Source organism: Atrimonas thermophila, assembly GCF_045864955.1.
Classification (GTDB): domain Bacteria; phylum Atribacterota; class Atribacteria; order Atribacterales; family Thermatribacteraceae; genus Thermatribacter; species Thermatribacter velox.
This window is the reverse complement of record NZ_AP028803.1, coordinates 1951383-1968490: the sequence shown is the minus strand read 5'-3', so window position 1 is coordinate 1968490 and position 17108 is coordinate 1951383. Positions and strand designations below refer to the sequence as shown.

Sequence of the window (17108 nt, the reverse complement as noted above, 5' to 3'; positions counted from 1 at the left end):
ATGGGCCTCAAGGCTGGTATCATCGGGCTTCCCAACTCTGGAAAGACCACCCTCTTTAATCTGCTCACCCGGGCTCATGCTGCTGTGGCTCCTTACCCTTTTTGTACCATTGAGCCTAATCTGGGGGTAGTGAGTGTTCCTGATTCTCGCTTGGAAAGGTTGGCTGAAATTCTGAAGCCTCCCCGAATAGTGCCCGCTACGGTGGAATTTGTGGATGTTGCGGGTCTTGTGAAGGGTGCGAGTAAGGGAGAGGGCTTGGGTAACCAGTTTTTGAGTGCCATACGCGGCGTGGACGCTGTAGTGGAAGTAATCCGCTTTTTTATGGATCCTGATATTCCTCATTTTATGGGAGAGCTTGATCCCCTGCGGGACCGAGAAGTGGTGGATATTGAGCTCATGCTCTCGGACCTGGAGATTGTAGAAAGGCGTCTTCAAAAAGTTCAGGAGCTTTTCAAAAAGACTTCCAGTAAAGAGCTGGAAAAAGAAAGAGACCTGCTTTTGCGCGTTCGAGATGCTCTTTCCCAGGGGATACCTCTTCGCAAGCTTACTTTTAGTGAAGAAGAAAGGGTTATTTTGAAACCTTTTCAATTGATTACCCTTAAGCCCATCATTTACCTTGCCAACCTTGATGAGAGCGAACAAGCTCGTGCTCTTTATCAGAAAATGGAAGCCTGGTGTAAACAAGAAGGAGCCCCGCTACTTCCTCTGCTTGTCAAGCTGGAGGAAGAGCTTCAGGAGATTGAAGATCTCAAGGAGCGTACAGTTTTCATGCAGGAGTTTGGTCTGGAGGAGAGCGGTCTTACAGCCTTTATTCGTGAGACCTACGCCACCCTGGGGTTGATCACTTTTTACACTTTTGGTGATAAAGAACTTCGTGCCTGGGAACTGTTGCAGGGCTCTACAGCGAAAGAGGCAGCAGGTAAAGTGCATACCGACATGCAAAAGGGATTTATTAAAGCTGAGGTCATCAACGCCCGGGAGCTTCTCGAAATTGGTTCTCTGGAGCAAGCTAAAGCCCTGGGCCGCGTTCGCTTGGAGGGAAAAGATTATCGGGTTCAGGATGGAGACTTGCTCTATTTTCACTTTTCGGTTTGAATGGTTTCCCCCCGCATTTTCTCGGCTATCTTCTGTTGTGTTTGCCATTGCCCAAAGAGCTGGCCTCTTCTGGCCAGATTTCCCAGGAGCTTTAGTTCTTTCCGGGTAAGCCTGCGGGGAATGGTGTTGGCAAAGGGAGTACCTGGGAGAGGCATAAAGGCATGAGCATGGATTTGTGCGCCTTGGGTAAGGAGCTTTTCAATGAGAGAAACGGTTCTTTGAAAGTCTTCCTCGCTTTCCTGAGGAAAGCCAAAAATAAAGTCCACGATGGGGACAAAACCAGCAGAGGCTGCAGCCTCTGCTGCCTGCAAAACATCTTCACTACTGTGACCCCGCCCGATTGTCCGAAGTAAGCGGTCGCTTCCCGATTGGGCACCGATAACCAGATTACGGTTGTCAACCAATTTTTTGAGTTCCCGAGCTACTTCCTGGTTCAGAAATTCTGGACGCACTTCTGAGGGAAAAGAGCCAAAGAAAATGCGCCCCCTTTTTCCAATTATGCGCCGTATCCCCGAAAGCAAGTTTAAGCAAGCATCAAGATTAAGTGTTTTTCCATCGGGAGAACCGTAGGAAAGAGCATTGGGAGAAATGAAGCGAATGTCGGTCAGGTTATTTTTGGACATCATACGGGCATATTCCAGTATTGCTTCCAAGGGGCGGTGGCGGGGTTTTTTGCCGAAGAGATAGCTGGTTTGGCAGAAGTAACATCCGAAAGGGCAACCTCGGGTTATTTCCAAAGGACCGAATATGCCCAACCAGACTGGTGAGGGAAGATATTCACCCAACACAACGGGTTCTCCCTTGAGTACGCGTGATGTTTGCGGGAGAGGTTTCTCTTTCCATTCCTGGAGAACTTTCGCTATGGTTTTTTCTCCTTCCCCTTTCACAATCCAGTGCGCTATTCCTTCAAAATCGGCGCTTTTTGCGCTGGGGTGGGGACCGCCAACACAGATGCCAAGATGAGGGTTTTTCTCGCGAAGTTCCTGAAGCAATGCTCTGCGCTCTCTCCATTCCTTGCTCATGGAAGAGACCAAAAGCAATGCTTTGCTGGATGACAAGGCTACCTGGTAGAGTTCTTCTGAGGAGGTACAAAATTTGATGTTAAACTCTTTGCGGTTACCGATAGCTCCCAAAATAGCGTTAAGGCTAAACCGGTTAGGTCTTTCGTAGAGAACTAGCAGGGCAGGTTTTTGTTTAGTCAACCTTTTGTTTCTCCTGCGATAGTTTTTATCTTTTCCGATACCATTTCTGGTAAAAATCCAGATACTCTCCGGATATCACCCGCTCTAACCACTGGTGGTGGTTGAGGTACCACTCCACAGTCTTTTCCAGTCCTTCTTCAAAGGAGATTTCTTTTTTCCACCCCAACTCTTTTTCTATCTTACTTACCTCCAATGCATAGCGCCGGTCATGACCCGGGCGGTCCTTTACGTGACGGATTAGTTTTTCATTTATAAGCGGATCTCCAGTTTTCTTCTGAAGAATTGCCAGAATTTTGTGCACCACTTCCAGATTTTCTCGTTCTTCCTGGGCTCCTATATTGTACACTTCTCCCGGTTTTCCTTTTTCAATCACCAGGGCCAGAGCACGGCAGTGGTCGAGTACATAAAGCCAATCCCGGATTTGCCTTCCGTCACCATAAATGGGAAGTTCCTGATGTTTGAGGGCGTTCCAGATCATAAAAGGGATGAGCTTTTCCGGAAACTGATACGGCCCGTAGTTATTACAGCAGCGGGTTATGACTACCGGGAGACCATAGGTAACCCAGTAAGAACGGGCCAATAAGTCCGCAGCTGCCTTGCTGGCTGCGTAGGGGCTTCGGGGACAAAGAGGGCTTTCTTCAGTAAATCGACCCTCGGGACCCAGAGTGCCATAGACTTCATCAGTAGAGATTTGAATGAATTTTTTATTCTGTGTTGATTTGTCTTTCTGGAGCCAATTTTTTCTGGCCACTTCCAGTAGATTCTGAGTTCCCATGACATTGGTTTGCAGAAAAACTTGAGGATTGTCAATGGAGCGGTCTACGTGAGACTCCGCAGCAAAGTTGACCACCACATCGATGTCGTAAAGAGAAAACAAATGTTCCACAAGCTCTGTGTTGGCAATATCTCCCCGCACAAAAATGAAGCGCTCTTTTTCTTTTTGTTGCACTGGGGCCAGGTTTTCCAGATTACCAGCGTAGGTCAGTTTATCGAGGCCAATAATTTTGCATTCGGATTTTGAACGCAGGTAGAAGTGTACGAAATTACTGCCGATAAATCCTGCGCATCCGGTTACCAGTAAAATCATTTGAGGATTTCCTCCCTTATGAAACGCTCAGTAGCTTCTTCCCAGCTGGGCATCTGAAAATTGATGGTTTCTTTTAATCCAAAATTGTCGAGCACCGAGAATTTTGGTCTGTGGGCAGGGAGAGAAAATTCCTCCTGCCGAGCTGGCTCTATTGCTCCTTTCCAGCCTGTTTTTCTCAGGAAATACTCTGCCCACTGGTAACGACTGGCTGGGGTATTGGTTATGTGATATATACCCCAGGCCCCTTCCCGTAAAAGTAGGTAGCTGGCCCGGGCCAGGTCATTTGCATAGGTGGGGGAACTTACTTCATCGCAGGCGATACGCAACCGATTTTGCTTTGTAGACCAGGAGAGTACCTTACGGAGAAAGTTCCTTTCTCCTTTTCCAAATACCCAGCTGGTTCGGATAAGGTACCATTTACTGGCAAGAAGTATCAGCTTTTCTCCCAGTAGTTTGCTCTCTCCGTAACGGTTAAGGGGACAGGGTGTGTCAAAAATGGTATAAGGAGTGCCCTTCTGGCCGTCAAAGACGTAGTCGGTTGAAAAGTGCATGAGCTCTATGTTCTCTTCTTGAGCGACTATGGCTAAATTGCGCACGCCTATGCCGTTTACAAGGTAGGCTTTTTGCCACTCCTTTTCCGCTCTATCCACGTCGTTGAAGGCAGCGCAGTTTATAATGTGGGTGAAACCCTTGCCCCGGATGGCTTCTCGCAGAAGCTGCAGGTTAGTGATATCCAACTCTTGGTGTCCCCGGGCACAGTAATGTATTCCCTCTTTTTCAAAGAGTTCCTGAAAGGCCTGACCAAGCTGCCCCCAGGCTCCCGTTAAAAGAACTTTCATAGTTTCCCCCATTTTTTGCGTAGCCATTCGCTGAACGAAGGCCAGCTTTCGTCTTTGCGAGAAAGCAAGGGTCTGGTAATGCCATATTCCTGTAAAGGCCACTCAATGCCCAGTTCCGGGTCGTCCCAGCGAATTCCCCCTTCGCATTTGGGATGGTAGTAGTCAGTGGCTTTGTAAATAACGTCAGCCCAATCACTCAGGACTAAGAAACCGTGGGCAAAACCGGGAGGTATGTAAAGCATGCGGAAGTTTTCTTCGCTGAGAATCGTTCCCCACCACCTGCCAAAGGTGGGTGACGAGGTACGCAGGTCCACTGCCACATCGAAAATGCTACCTCGAACTACCCGGATTAATTTACCCTGAGGATGAGGGTCCTGGAAGTGTAGCCCTCGCAATACCCCCTTTTGGGAGCGAGAGTGATTATCCTGAACAAATTGAAGCTTAAGGCCTATTTTAGCAAAGGCTTGCTGATTCCAGAACTCCATGAAAAACCCCCGCTGGTCCTTGAAAATTTGGGGTTCAATCAGAAAAAGATCGGGAAGCTCGGTGGGAATTTTCAAAAACTCACTCATTTTTGCTCTCCGTTAGCAATTTCAATTAAGTATTTTCCGTAGTCAGTTTTTTCCATTGCCTTGCCCAGTTTGAGTAACTGTTCACGATCAATATAACCCATTCGATAGGCTACCTCTTCGATGCAGCCGATGTAAAACCCCTGTCTTTTCTGTATGGTTTCCACAAAATTGGCTGCTTCGAGCAAACTCTCGCAAGTTCCCATGTCTAACCAGGCGAAACCTCGGCCCAGGATTTCTACCTGGAGTTCTCCTCGCTCCAAGTATTTGCGGTTAAGGTCGGTTATTTCCAGTTCCCCCCGGGCAGAGGGTTTTAGCTCTTTGGCAAATTCCACTACTTTCTCATCGTAGAAATAAAGCCCGGGCACCGCATAGGGGGAGCGAGGTTGTGAAGGCTTTTCTTCAATGGAGAGGGCTTTTCCTTCGGCGTCAATTTCAATCACCCCATAAGCGCTGGGATTTTTAACGTAGTAACCAAAGATGAGGGCTCCTTTCTCCAGAGAAGCCGCTCTGCGTAACGTGGCACCAAAGCCCCGACCATGGAAGATGTTGTCGCCCAGAATCAACATGCATTTTTCACCAGCGATAAACCTTTCTCCTACTAAAAAAGCGTCAGCCAAGCCTCGAGGTTCGTTTTGTACGGCGTACTCGATGTGAATGCCCAGTTGTGAACCATCGCCAAGCAGTCTGCGGTAAAGGCCCAAATACTCGGGGTTGGTGATGAGTAGTATTTCGCGAATTCCAGAAAGCATAACTGTAGAAAGCGGATAATAAATCATAGGTTTATCATAAACCGGGAGCAACTGTTTGCTCACTGCTTTGGTTATCGGGTAGAGTCTGGTTCCGTGTCCTCCAGAAAGAATCAGAGCTTTCATGGTTGGTCTTTTCTCCTTGAAACTTATTTTATCACAGAGCATTTCCCATTTAGATTGGTTTTGGAAGCGTTTCTGTTTGGGAGCCTGAAAGTTTTGCAGAGTGTTATACTGATGGGGAGAATAGCGGTAAAAATATTGTGCTGGTTGGAGGTGAAATTGTGAATTATCGGGTTTTTGGAAGATGTGGTTGGGCGGTAAGTGAAGTGGGTTTTGGTGCCTGGGCCATAGGTGGGGGTTGGGGAAAAGTTGAGGAGAAAGATGCCATTTCTGCATTACACAAAGCCATTGATTGCGGGGTCAACTTCATTGATACTGCCGATGTATATGGAGACGGACGTAGTGAGCGCTTGATAGCCCGAGTCCTTCGGGAACGCCGGGAACCGGTTTTTGTGGCTACCAAAGCGGGAAGGAGGCTTTCTCCCCATATTGCAGACGGCTATACGGAGGAAAATCTGAGGGCATTTGTAGAGCGGAGCTTGAAAAACCTGGAAACCGAGACCATCGATCTTTTACAACTGCACTGTCCACCGACAGAAGTTTACTACCGTCCCGAAGTTTTTGAAGCCCTGGACAAGCTGGTTGCCGAAGGAAAGATTCGCTATTATGGAGTTAGTGTTGAAAAAGTGGAAGAAGGTCTTAAGGCCATCGAATATCCGGGAGTGCGCAGTGTGCAGATTATTTTCAACATGTTTAGGCAACGTCCTGCAGAGCTTTTCTTTTCTCGTTGTAGAGAAAAAAGAGTGGCCATTATCGCGAGAGTCCCCTTAGCCAGTGGTTTGCTCACTGGAAAAATCACCCCCGATACCGTTTTTCCACCTGATGACCACCGCAACTTTAACCGCTTTGGGCAGGCTTTTGACCGTGGAGAAACTTTTGCTGGAGTGGACCTGGAACAGGGCCTACGGGCGGTTGCAGAGCTTCGGGAAATACTTCCTGCGGGTTTTACCATGGCCCAGTTTGCCCTGAAGTGGATTTTGATGTTTCCCGAGGTGAGCACGGTTATTCCGGGTGCTAAAAACCCTCGCCAGGCTGAGGAAAATGCGTTGAGCTCCAGCTTGCCGCCGCTTGAAGAGGGAGTGATGGAAAAAGTTAGGGGAATTTACGAGCGCTACATACGCAGTGCAGTGCATCACCGCTGGTAGAGGTTGTGAAGCTTATGGCATTCTCCAGTTGCCCAGTGGGGTTGTATTTGGAAAAAAACGGGAAAATCTGGAGAAATTACGGGCAAATTGGGAAAAATCTTGACCGATTTCCGGGAAATGATTAAAATAATAAAAAGGAGGTGAGATTTTTCCAAAATTTTCTAATTCGTGCTTACTGCTTTTAGTCTTGCGTAATATTTACAAAGGAGGGTGAGGGGAATGAGAAAGCTTCTTTTCGCTGCGGTGTTGTTACTTTTGTGTGGTGTACTTGCTTTTGGGGTTTCTGCAAAGGACTTTACCATTGGGATGCTGGTAAAGAATGTAGGGAATCCTTTTTTTGAGGCTTGTGCCCGTGGTGGTCAAGAAGCATGTGATGAACTTGGGAACACCTTTATTTTCCAGGGTCCACCTACTCCCACTGTAGAGGGGCAAATTGAAATCATTGAGAACTTTATTGCTCAGAATGTAGATGCTATCTGCGTGAGTGCCAACGACTTCAATGCCCTGGTTCCAGTTCTCAAAAAAGCTATGGCCAACGGCATAAAAGTCGTTTCCTTTGACTCAGCAGTGAATCCCCAGGGCCGCATCGTCCACGTGAACCAGGCCGATGCCGAACAAATTGGAAGACTTCAGGTTCAGGCCATTGCCGAGATGATTGGCTATGAAGGTGAAATTGCTATTCTTTCGGCAGCGGCTACTATGACCAATCAAAATACCTGGATTCGCTGGATGCAGGAAGAGCTCAAAGATCCCAAATACTCCAAGATGCGTCTTGCAGCCATTGTTTATGGAGATGACTTGCGGGATAAAAGCTATAATGAGGCGATGGGTCTTTTCAAATCCTACCCCAACCTCAAGGGTATAATTTCTCCAACTACTGTTGGTATAAGCGCCACTGCCAAGGCTATTACCGATGCGGGTTTGATTGGAAAAATCAAGCTCACCGGTTTAGGCCTTCCCAGTGAGATGGCTGAATGGGTTAAGAATGGAGCCTGTGAAGCCTTCTATCTCTGGAACCCGGTGGATCTGGGTTATCTTGCTGCTTACGTTGCAGGGCTTCTCTGTGAAGGTACTATAACCGGCAAAGAGGGTGAGACCTTCACTGCAGGAAGACTTGGCGAGCGGACCATCACCAAAGCCGAGGATGGCGGGACTGAGGTGCTGCTTGGACCTCCTTTCCGCTTCGATGCGTCCAACATTGACGAGTGGAAGGACGTGTTCTAAAGCCTGCTTTTTGAGGGGCAGGGTTAGCCCTGCCCCTTGGTTTTTTATGGGGTGAATGAGTTGAGCGAGAATATTCTTGAATTGCGTGGAATATCCAAATATTTTCCCGGCATCAAGGCTCTGGAGCAGGTTGATTTTGACCTTCGCAAAGGGGAAATTCACGCCCTGGTAGGTGAAAATGGTGCCGGCAAATCCACTCTTATTAAAATTATCACCGGGGTCCACCAGCCGGATACTGGGGAAATTCGGTGGGAAGGTCAGAAAGTGACTTTTCATAATCCCACTGTAGCACTCCGCTACCGAATAGCTGCAGTGTATCAGCAACCGGCTTCTTTCCCGCATCTTACCATTACGGAGAATATTTTTCTGGGCCATCCTCTGGTGAGTCCGCTTTTTAAGCGCCTTAACTGGAGGGAAATGCGCAAAAAAGCTTGGGAGCTTCTTGAATCCCTGGGTTCGGACCTCGACCCTTCAACGCCGGTAGGTTCTCTGAGTGCTGCTCAGCAGCAGATAGTGGAGATTGCCAAGGCTCTGTCAATCGATGCCCGGGTTTTGATTATGGACGAACCCACCGCGGCGCTTACCAAGCGAGAGGCTGAAGAATTATACAGAATTATGAAGCAGTTGAAGGCACGTGGTACCTCCATCATTTTTATTTCGCACCGCCTTGAGGACATTTTTGAAGTTGCTGACCGGGTAACCGTTTTGCGAGATGGGAGAAAAGTGGGGACCTGGATGGTGGACGGGGTGAGTGAGAGAGAGCTCATCCGAGCTATGGTGGGTCGAGAAATCGACCAGCTCTTCCCCAAAATTCAGGTGGAGCGAGGAGCAGAGCTTTTGCGGGTGGAAGGCTTGTCCCGGATGGGCTATTTTTCCAATGTTTCTTTCACCTTGCACACAGGAGAAATTCTGGGTATGAGCGGTCTGGTAGGTTCGGGTCGGACCGAGGTGGCTCACGCCCTGTTTGGTATTGCTCCAGCAGACCAAGGCAAAATTTTTGTGGAAGGAAAAGAAGTTACTATCCGAAGTCCTCTGGATGCCATTGCCTGTGGTATTGGGTATCTTCCTGAAGACCGCCTGCAGCAGGGGTTGTTCTTACCAATGAGCATTAATGATAATATTGCCATCATCATCCTTGATTCTCTCACCCGGCACGGTTGGCTTCAGCCAGAGCGTGAACACCAGCTTTCCTCAAAGATGCTCGAACTTTTGAAAATCAAAGCTCCTTCTATTTTCAGCCCGGTTAGTTCACTCTCAGGCGGTAACCAGCAAAAAGTTGTGGTAGCCAAACTACTTGCTGCCCGACTTAGGATTCTTATTCTGGATGAACCAACGCACGGAGTGGACGTAGGAGCTAAGGCTGCTATTCACCGTATTATGTCAGAACTTGCACAACAGGGGTTAGGGATTATCATGATTTCTTCTGAAATGCCGGAAATTCTGGGGATGAGTGACCGTATTCTGGTCATGTGTGAGGGGAGAGTAAGTGGTATCCTTGAACGTCGGGAGGCCACTCAGGAAAAGCTTATGGAAATGGCAGTGGGTGTTACTCAACTGGGTAATAGGCATCAGGTGGTGAGCGCTACAGGTGAAAGGGAGCAATAAGTCTTTTTCGGAATTTGTATTGCAAATGCGAGGTTTCAGGGAATTAGGGATTATTGTTTTTATTGTGATTATTTCTACCGTCATCGGTATGCGCAATCCCCGCTTCCTGACCTGGGGCAACCTTCACGATATGCTTATCGATACTTCAGTCCTCGCCGTGATGGCAGTGGGCATGATGCTGGTTTTGGTTACTGGAGGGATTGATCTTTCCACTGAATCGGTTCTTGCTCTGGCGGGTATGGTTTCAGGTATCCTGGTTCGAGACAATCCTCATCTCTCGCCGCCTTTAATTCTGGTTTTCGGGCTGGTTTTCGGCGCACTTTTGGGTTCGGTAACTGGTCTCATTGTGGCTAAAGGGAAAGTTCTTCCCATCATTGCCACTTTGAGCATGATGTACATCTATCGGGGTATTACCTTTATAGTGAGTGGTGGCCGTTGGGTCAGTGCTCACGAGATGCCTGAATCGTTCAAATCCATGGCGACGGGAAGGCTTTTGGGTATTTCCAACCTGATAACCATTGCTCTAATTGTGTATGTGGTCTTTTATTATTTCGTTAACCATACCCGTACGGGACGGGAAATCTATGCGGTGGGAAGCAATTTTGAGGCTGCGAAAGTCATCGGCATCAATACCACCTTTATCACCTGGCTGGTCTACGTTATTTCGGGGGCACTCTCTGGCCTGGGAGGGGTTATGTGGGTGGCCAGGTATGCCTCGGCTCAGAACGACACTGCTTCGGGCTTTGTGCTCACGGTGGTTGCTGCCTGTGTTCTGGGAGGGGTGAGCATAACCGGTGGTGTGGGAACTGTTCCCGGGGTTTTCTTGGGAGCCATAACCATTGGAATAATCAATAATGCCCTACCCATGATCAGGGTTTCTCCTTTCTGGAAGATGGCTCTTCAGGGAATAATTATCTTGGTTGCTGCGGTGGTAAATGCCCTTATTACCCGCAGTGCTGAGCGAGCGCAGCTCAGGCAGCGCGAAGAGTTGAGGAGGATGCGCTATGGAGCGTGATAAAGAATTCCTCCGCCGAGAGACGAAGTTTTTTGTCTTTCGCTGGGAATGGCTTCTCTTGGTTCTTATTGGCATTACGTTTGTGGTCAACGCCCAGCTTTCTCCACATTTTTTGCGTTATGCAAGCATTATGGACGCACTTTCGGTGTTTCTCGAGGCCGGGTTTATGGTGTTTCCCATGGTACTGGTTTTGGTTGCCGGTGAGATAGACATTTCGGTAGCCTCCATTGTCGCTCTATCTTCGGTCCTCATGGCCATGGCTCATCGAGCAGGTGTTCCCATGGCGCTTGCTATTTTTGTAGCTCTGGGAGTGGGAACCCTGTGTGGGTATTTCAACGGCCTTCTCATTTCCCGCGTACCGAATCTCTCAGCCATCATAGTAACCTTAGCTGGTTTTTCGCTTTATCGAGGTATTGCCTATATCCTGCTCGGTGATAAAGCAATCAGTGGTTTTCCGCTCTGGTATTCGTATCTGGCCTGGGGGTATGTGGGCAAGACTCACATCCCTTTTATGTTGGTAGCCTTCCTTTTGTGCGCAGTCGTGTACGGTATTTTGCTCCATCGAACTGCTTTCGGACGCAAGATATTTGCAATAGGTACCAACCGAAAGGCGGCCCTTTTTTCTGGCGTGCCGGTAGGAAAAATGCGGAGAATCCTTTTTACTCTTAACGGACTCATGGCTGGGGTGACAGCAGTTTTTCTCACTTCTAAACTGGGCAGCTCTCGGCCCAATGTGGCGACCGGTTATGAACTCGAAGTTATTGCTATTGCTGTTTTAGGGGGGGCAAACCCGGCCGGAGGTAAGGGGACTATTTTGGGAGCTTGTCTTGCACTTATTCTCATGCGCTTTTTGCGTTATGGCATGGGGCTTCGCAACGTTCCAGGTCAGGTCATGATGGTAATCATCGGTTTTGTGTTGGTCTGCGTGGTCATGTTTCCCAACCTTTTTGCTTCCAGGCGTACGCGTCAGGTGGTGTCGTAGGTTCTTATGCTGAAGAGAAGAAGTGGTTTGATTGCCGAAGAACGACGCCTTAAAATTCTGGAGTCTCTGAATACTCGCCGAACCCTTACTGTGAAGGAGTTGGCACAAACCTTTGGGGTGAGTGAAGACACTATCCGCCAGGATTTGAAATTGCTGGAGCAGCAGGGTTTATTACGCAGGATTTATGGTGGAGCTTCCCGAGTGAAGACAAGCAGTGTCGAAATCCCCCTCTCGCTTCGTGAAGTTACCAACCGCGAAATTAAGGAAGCTATTGGAAAGGAAGCTGCAAAAATCATTGAAGACGGAGATTCAGTTATCTTTGATGCCAGTACTACTGCCCTGCAGGTTGCCCGGAACATGGACCCTGACAAGAAAGTGACCATCCTTACCAGCTCACTGGATATCTGCATCAGTTTAGCTTCTAATCCTAACTTTAACATTATTGCTACTGGAGGTACCCTTCACCCACCGTCTTTTTCTTTCGTGGGACCTCAGGCAGAGGAAGCTGCGCGGAATTATTATGCTGATAAAATCTTTCTGGGAGCTCGGGCAATTCTGGTTAACGAGGGATATCTTGCCGATGTTTTTGAGCTCGAGGCAAACCTTAAGAAAGTCATGGTTAACTCTGCTTGCGAGGTTATTCTGGTTGCCGAAAGCCGGAAATTCCAGGAAGTAGCTTTTTTTTAAAATCTGTGAGTTACGAAAAGTGACCAGGATATTTACTGATGAATATCTCGATTCTACTCTGGCGAAAAAACTCGAGGATATGGGGATTCAGGTGGTAAAAGTAACACTTGGTGACTTTTCTTCGGCTGCTAGGTGATGAACAACTGTTGGCAAAACGCTGATTGATGTTCTGATTATGCATTTCAGAGCTGGGACTGGCAACCGGTATTTGTTGACACCAAAACCCTTTCTGTTACAATCTATAAAGGGGGGTGATCACCTATGAAGCGTTTGGTGGTGTTTTTCCTGCTTTTGGGCCTTCTGGTGTGGACTTCGGTAGCTTTTGCAGCGGAACCGTATGAAATTGCGGTAGTAGTCAAGATTGCAGGTATTCCCTGGTTTAATCGCATGGCGGAAGGTGTAGAGCAGGCGGCAAAGGAACTCGGTGTAAACGCTTATCTTACTGGTCCGGCAACTGCTGATCCAGCACCTCAGGTTCAAATGGTCGAAGACCTGGTAACCCGTGGTGTGGATGCAGTGTGTGTAGTTCCCAACGACGCCAAAGCTCTGGTTCCAGTTTTCAACAAGGCACGGGAGCGGGGTATTGTGGTTATTACTCATGAGTCACCGTTTGAAACTGAAGCCATCGATTGGGATGTTGAAACCATCGACAGCGTAAAATACGGACAGCAGCCCATCGATGCTATTGTGGAAGAACTTAAGGAAATGGGCGAGCTTGATAAGTACACCCCTGAAAACCCGGCTGGTTTTGTAATGCTGGTGGGAAGTCTTACGGTGCCTCTTCACAATTACTGGGCTGATGTGGCGCTTGAATATGCAAAGGAAAAGTATCCTTTTCTGAAGGAACTTACTTCCCGCCTACCCACCGCCGAATCTGTTGAAGATTCTCGGGCGGCAGTTCTTGACCTGATTACTACCTATGGTGATCAACTCAAAGCAGTAATTGGTTGGGGTAGCCTGGGTCCGATTGGAGCAGCTCAAGCTGTGGCTGAAAAGGGCATGGAGGACGAAATTATCGTTGTGGGAAGCGCAATTCCCTCCACTGTTGCTCCATACCTTGCCACCGGGGCTGTGGACTGGGCACAACTCTGGGATCCCAAAGATGCTGGATACGCTATGGTTTACATTGCCAAGCAAATTCTTGATGGTGTGGAGATTAAAGAGGGGATGGAAATTCCGGGTCTTGGACCCATTAAGGTGGAAGGAAAAGTTATCAGCGTGAACCAAATCAAAATCATGCCTGATGCTGAAACTGCAGAATCTCTTGGCTTCTGAAGAAGAAACGCCGGGGTGCTTCACCCCGGCGTTTTCTTTGAGGTGAAATTTGTGTCTGCGGCTTCTTTGGTTCTTTCTCTTTCTCGCGTAAGCAAGCGATATGGAGGCGTAGTCGCTCTCCGGGATGTGGATTTTTCAGTCCTTCGGGGTGAGGTCCACGGGCTGGTGGGAGAGAACGGCTCGGGCAAGAGCACTCTGGTGAAAATCGCTACTGGCGTTGTTCAACCTGAGCCGGGAGCAGAAATTGTTGTTGAGGGGCGAAGAGTTCCCCGCCTTACTCCTTACCTTGCTTTTCACCTGGGGATCCATGTGGTGTATCAGGACCTTTCCCTCTTTCCTAACCTTTCAGTGGCTGAGAACATTTTTGCCCATGAGTATATTGAGAGGAATCAGAAGTTTGTTTCCTGGAGCGATATAGAGCGGCGGGCAAAAGAAGTATTTGAGCGAATTGGTATCAACATTGACCCCCGTGCTATCCTGGGAAGACTGCCCTTTGCTGACCAGCAGCTTGTGGCCATATGTCGGGCGATAGCGAGTGAAGCAAAGCTCATTATTCTTGATGAACCGACAGCTTCACTAACTTTTCGGGAGGTACAGCGTCTTTTTGGTTTCATCCGCGAGTTGAAGGCTCAAGGCATTGCTTTTGTTTTCATAAGCCATCGTCTTGACGAGGTTCTTGAAATAAGTGATCGAGTGACAGTTCTCCGGGATGGGGTGAAAGTGGGCACTTTCCCGAAGGAGGAACTTAACAAGGCTCACCTTTCTTTTTTGATGACTGGAAAAGAAATCGCTGCTCAGTCTCTTATTGCTCCTTTAAGGAGTGAAGAAGAGATTCTCAGGATAGAAAACCTTACCCGGAGAGGTGAGTATAACGACGTTAACTTTAGCCTTCACCGAGGAGAGATTCTGGGCCTTATTGGTCCCCGGGGTTCGGGTCGAACTGAGCTTGCCTTAACCCTGTTTGGGCTCAATCCCCCTGATTCAGGCAAGATTTTCCTCGAGGGTAGGGAGGTTACTTTTCGTTCCAACCGTGATGCCATCCGGCAGGGCATTGGTTATGTGCCGGAAAACAGGCTTCTCCAGGGCCTGATTCTCGATCAACCTGTGGCTGACAACATTGTGGTGACCATTCTTGATAAGCTTGTGGAGCGCCTGGGTTTTTTACATCCGTTGAAAAAGCTTTCCGTGGCCAATAGAGCCGTTCGGGACTTTGGCATAAAAGCTCCGGCAGTAGATGCGCCAGTTCGCGCTCTCTCGGGGGGTAACCAGCAAAAAGTTGTTCTTGCCCGGTGGATTCTCACCGCTCCACGGATTCTCATTCTTGATACCCCCACCCATGGAGTTGATGTGGCAGCGAAAGAAAGCATTTACGAAGTGATCCTTACTCTTGCCAGGGATAAGAGCATTGGCATCATCTTAATTTCGGATGAGGAACATGAGGTCCTTCAAATTTGCCACCGAATTCTGGTCATGAGGGAGGGGCGTATCATTCGGGAGTATAAGCCTGGGGAAGTTACCGAAGAGGAACTTCGGAAAGAAATCGTTGGATAGAGGCGATCACTTTGCTGCAGCGTATTGCTGGTAAAACGGAAACGTATCTGGCAGGTGTTGTGGTTGCTCTTTCTGTAGTTCTTTTTCTTTTGAATCCTAAATTTCTTACTGCGGAAAACCTCTTCGATGTACTACGCAATAACTCTTTCCTGGGTATTGTAGCTTTAGGAGAACTTGTGGTTTTGATTTCTGGAGGGATTGATGTTTCCTTCACGGCCATTGCCACTGTGGCCCAATACGTCATGGGAGTCATCATCACCAGATACATGGTGGAAAGTGTCTTTCTGGCTTTTTTAATCCCCATTCCTATAGGTATAGCGCTTGGGGCTTTCAACGCTTTTTTGGTGAACCGAACCCGGGTGCACCCGGTTATCATCACCATTTCTAACCTCAACGTTTTCTACGGCCTTTTGATGGTGATCAGCAAGGGGAAGTGGATTTATGGTTTTCCAGCACCTTTTCGGGATTTTGCACGTTTGAAGGTGCTTACCCTGGTTTCTGAAAAGGGAGTGGACTACGGACTCTCTATTTTTACAGTGGTGTGGTTCCTGATTGCTTTTGCAACCTGGGTCATTTTGAAATATCTCCCCATTGGTCGGAAAGTTTACGCTCTGGGAGGAAATAGCGAAGCTGCTCGCCGAGCCGGGTTCAACATCTTTCGAATCCAGCTTTTCGTATACTGCTACATTGGTCTTCTTGCTGGCCTTGCTGGTTTTGTGCACGCAGAACTCAATCAGATGATTCAACCCAACGCTATTGTGGGTCGAGAGCTCGATGTTCTGGCAGCAGCAATCCTGGGAGGGGCAAGTGTTTTTGGTGGCGCCGGATCTCCCCTTGGGGTAGTTTTAGGCGTCCTTTTTATCGCCTTTATCAAAAATGGTCTCATTCTGGTTAGGGCTTCAGCGTACTGGCACCAGGTTATCATGGGACTCATTATTGTTCTTGCTGCCACTTTGAGTGCCTATCAGCAGAACCTTGAGCAAAAGAGGAGAGGGCGGACATGACGGATAAATTGGGAAGGCGAGAAATGCAGTCTGCAGTTCTGGTAGCTGTGGTCACTTTCTTAATTGTTCTTCTAGGGATTTTGACCAGGGGGAGACTGCTTGGTTTGGAAAGCCTCCAGTCCATTGCCTTCCAGTTGCCACTTTTGGGCATTTTAACTCTTGCTCAGATAACTCCAATGCTTACCGGAGGAATCGACCTTTCCGTCATTGCTACGGCAAACCTTTGTGGCGTTGTTGCTGCCATAGGTATGACTCGAAGTGGTTTTTCAGTTCCCTTGGCCATGCTGTTTGGCCTCTCTTTTGTACTGCTTTTTGCGGTTCTCAAGGGAGTTCTCATTGCCTGGGTTAATGTTCCAGCCATTATCGCTACTTTGGGACTTATGATTTTTATTCGGGGGGTGTCCCTGGTTCTCACCAGGGGTTATGTTATTGCTGGCTTTCCAGATAGTTTTCTTTTCCTGGGAAATGGGACTATCCTGGGTATCCCCATGCCTTTTGTAATCTTTTTCATCTGTGCTTTTTCCCTGTACCTTCTTCTTACCAGGACGCGCTTTGGGACCTATGTATACCTTCTTGGTTCAAACCCTACAGCGACTCTCTTTGCTGGAGTTGACAATGCTCTGGTGCTTTTTAAAACTTACTTTCTGTCCAGCTTTCTTTCTGGCGTTGCAGGGCTGGTCATGATTTCTCGCTTCAATGCTGCCCAGGCTGATTATGGAGAATCGTATCTCCTGCTTACCGTTTTGGCCTGTGTTTTGGGAGGTGTGGATCCAGCGGGAGGATTTGGGCGTCTTCCTGGGGTGGTGGTTTCTATTGTTGTTCTCCAGGTTGTCGCTACCGGGTTTAACCTTCTGGGCTTGAGTTCGCACCTTGCCAGTGCTCTGTGGGGTCTTATCTTACTGGGAGTTATCGCTGTTAACCGGATGATTGGAGGGGTTGAGGTATAAAATGGACGT

16 protein-coding genes are annotated in these 17108 nt (G+C 48.3%); 11 read left to right on the top strand and 5 right to left on the bottom strand.

What is annotated here, in order from left to right; translation table 11 throughout:
- The gene (ychF, locus tag ACKTT1_RS10205; protein WP_412709475.1) at positions 1-1095 is read left to right on the top strand and encodes a redox-regulated ATPase YchF; all 1095 of its coding nucleotides are present in this window, start codon (positions 1-3) and stop codon (positions 1093-1095) included.
- Here ychF and ACKTT1_RS10200 read toward each other — a convergent pair.
- The 5 genes from ACKTT1_RS10200 to rfbA are packed head-to-tail and all read right to left on the bottom strand — an operon-like array spanning position 1080 to position 5667.
- Positions 1080-2297: a TIGR04013 family B12-binding domain/radical SAM domain-containing protein gene (locus ACKTT1_RS10200; protein WP_412709474.1), complete on the bottom strand. Its 1218-nt coding sequence runs from the start codon at positions 2295-2297 to the stop codon at positions 1080-1082. The genes ychF and ACKTT1_RS10200 overlap by 16 nt on opposite strands.
- Positions 2298-2322: 25 nt before the next feature.
- The gene (rfbB, locus tag ACKTT1_RS10195; RefSeq protein ID WP_412709473.1) at positions 2323-3384 is read right to left on the bottom strand and encodes a dTDP-glucose 4,6-dehydratase; all 1062 of its coding nucleotides are present in this window, start codon (positions 3382-3384) and stop codon (positions 2323-2325) included.
- Entirely contained in the window at positions 3381-4223 is an 843-nt protein-coding gene (gene rfbD, locus ACKTT1_RS10190; protein ID WP_412709472.1) for a dTDP-4-dehydrorhamnose reductase, read from the bottom strand. The genes rfbB and rfbD overlap by 4 nt, the downstream gene beginning before the upstream one ends.
- Positions 4220-4795, bottom strand: coding sequence for a dTDP-4-dehydrorhamnose 3,5-epimerase (rfbC, locus tag ACKTT1_RS10185; RefSeq protein WP_412709471.1), 576 nt, complete (start codon positions 4793-4795; stop codon positions 4220-4222). Before rfbC ends, rfbD begins: the two co-directional genes overlap by 4 nt.
- Entirely contained in the window at positions 4792-5667 is an 876-nt protein-coding gene (gene rfbA, locus ACKTT1_RS10180) for a glucose-1-phosphate thymidylyltransferase RfbA (protein WP_412709470.1), read from the bottom strand. Before rfbA ends, rfbC begins: the two co-directional genes overlap by 4 nt.
- 158 nt (positions 5668-5825) lie before the next feature.
- Here rfbA and ACKTT1_RS10175 point away from each other — a divergent pair, with 158 nt between their 5' ends.
- The 10 genes from ACKTT1_RS10175 to ACKTT1_RS10130 all read left to right on the top strand — a co-directional run bounded on the left by ACKTT1_RS10175 (position 5826) and on the right by ACKTT1_RS10130 (position 17099).
- A complete protein-coding gene (locus ACKTT1_RS10175) occupies positions 5826-6809 on the top strand; it encodes an aldo/keto reductase (RefSeq protein ID WP_369018463.1) in 984 nt (327 codons plus the stop codon).
- 219 nt (positions 6810-7028) lie between these two features.
- Positions 7029-8033 (top strand): rhamnose ABC transporter substrate-binding protein, encoded by a 1005-nt coding sequence (rhaS, locus tag ACKTT1_RS10170; RefSeq protein ID WP_369018464.1) that lies wholly within the window; start codon positions 7029-7031, stop codon positions 8031-8033.
- A gap of 60 nt (positions 8034-8093) precedes the next feature.
- Positions 8094-9638 (top strand): sugar ABC transporter ATP-binding protein, encoded by a 1545-nt coding sequence (locus ACKTT1_RS10165; protein WP_369019369.1) that lies wholly within the window; start codon positions 8094-8096, stop codon positions 9636-9638.
- A gap of 25 nt (positions 9639-9663) precedes the next feature.
- Positions 9664-10653, top strand: coding sequence for an ABC transporter permease (locus ACKTT1_RS10160; RefSeq protein ID WP_369018465.1), 990 nt, complete (start codon positions 9664-9666; stop codon positions 10651-10653).
- The gene (locus tag ACKTT1_RS10155) at positions 10643-11635 is read left to right on the top strand and encodes an ABC transporter permease (protein ID WP_369018466.1); all 993 of its coding nucleotides are present in this window, start codon (positions 10643-10645) and stop codon (positions 11633-11635) included. Before ACKTT1_RS10160 ends, ACKTT1_RS10155 begins: the two co-directional genes overlap by 11 nt.
- A 6-nt stretch (positions 11636-11641) precedes the next feature.
- Complete coding sequence (locus tag ACKTT1_RS10150) at positions 11642-12322, top strand: DeoR/GlpR family DNA-binding transcription regulator (protein WP_412709469.1); 681 nt, start codon at positions 11642-11644, stop codon at positions 12320-12322.
- 261 nt (positions 12323-12583) lie between these two features.
- On the top strand, positions 12584-13597 hold the full coding sequence (locus ACKTT1_RS10145) for a substrate-binding domain-containing protein (protein WP_369018468.1): 1014 nt from the start codon (positions 12584-12586) through the stop codon (positions 13595-13597).
- A gap of 51 nt (positions 13598-13648) precedes the next feature.
- Complete coding sequence (locus tag ACKTT1_RS10140) at positions 13649-15148, top strand: sugar ABC transporter ATP-binding protein (protein ID WP_412709468.1); 1500 nt, start codon at positions 13649-13651, stop codon at positions 15146-15148.
- Between the two features lie 11 nt (positions 15149-15159).
- Positions 15160-16152, top strand: coding sequence for an ABC transporter permease (locus ACKTT1_RS10135; protein WP_369018470.1), 993 nt, complete (start codon positions 15160-15162; stop codon positions 16150-16152).
- Positions 16149-17099 (top strand): ABC transporter permease, encoded by a 951-nt coding sequence (locus ACKTT1_RS10130; RefSeq protein ID WP_369018471.1) that lies wholly within the window; start codon positions 16149-16151, stop codon positions 17097-17099. The genes ACKTT1_RS10135 and ACKTT1_RS10130 overlap by 4 nt, the downstream gene beginning before the upstream one ends.
- The last annotated feature ends 9 nt before the right edge of the window (positions 17100-17108 follow it).

What these genes read in the sequence shown, in the direction of transcription:
- ychF (WP_412709475.1), top strand. Translation starts at nt 1, where the DNA reads ATGGGCCTCAAGGCTGGTATCATCGGGCTTCCCAACTCTGGAAAGACC.
- rfbB (WP_412709473.1), bottom strand. Translation starts at nt 3,384, where the DNA reads ATGATTTTACTGGTAACCGGATGCGCAGGATTTATCGGCAGTAATTTC.
- rfbD (WP_412709472.1), bottom strand. Translation starts at nt 4,223, where the DNA reads ATGAAAGTTCTTTTAACGGGAGCCTGGGGGCAGCTTGGTCAGGCCTTT.
- rfbC (WP_412709471.1), bottom strand. Translation starts at nt 4,795, where the DNA reads ATGAGTGAGTTTTTGAAAATTCCCACCGAGCTTCCCGATCTTTTTCTG.
- rfbA (WP_412709470.1), bottom strand. Translation starts at nt 5,667, where the DNA reads ATGAAAGCTCTGATTCTTTCTGGAGGACACGGAACCAGACTCTACCCG.
- rhaS (WP_369018464.1), top strand. Translation starts at nt 7,029, where the DNA reads ATGAGAAAGCTTCTTTTCGCTGCGGTGTTGTTACTTTTGTGTGGTGTA.
- ACKTT1_RS10160 (WP_369018465.1), top strand. Translation starts at nt 9,664, where the DNA reads ATGCGAGGTTTCAGGGAATTAGGGATTATTGTTTTTATTGTGATTATT.
- ACKTT1_RS10155 (WP_369018466.1), top strand. Translation starts at nt 10,643, where the DNA reads ATGGAGCGTGATAAAGAATTCCTCCGCCGAGAGACGAAGTTTTTTGTC.
- ACKTT1_RS10150 (WP_412709469.1), top strand. Translation starts at nt 11,642, where the DNA reads ATGCTGAAGAGAAGAAGTGGTTTGATTGCCGAAGAACGACGCCTTAAA.
- ACKTT1_RS10145 (WP_369018468.1), top strand. Translation starts at nt 12,584, where the DNA reads ATGAAGCGTTTGGTGGTGTTTTTCCTGCTTTTGGGCCTTCTGGTGTGG.
- ACKTT1_RS10130 (WP_369018471.1), top strand. Translation starts at nt 16,149, where the DNA reads ATGACGGATAAATTGGGAAGGCGAGAAATGCAGTCTGCAGTTCTGGTA.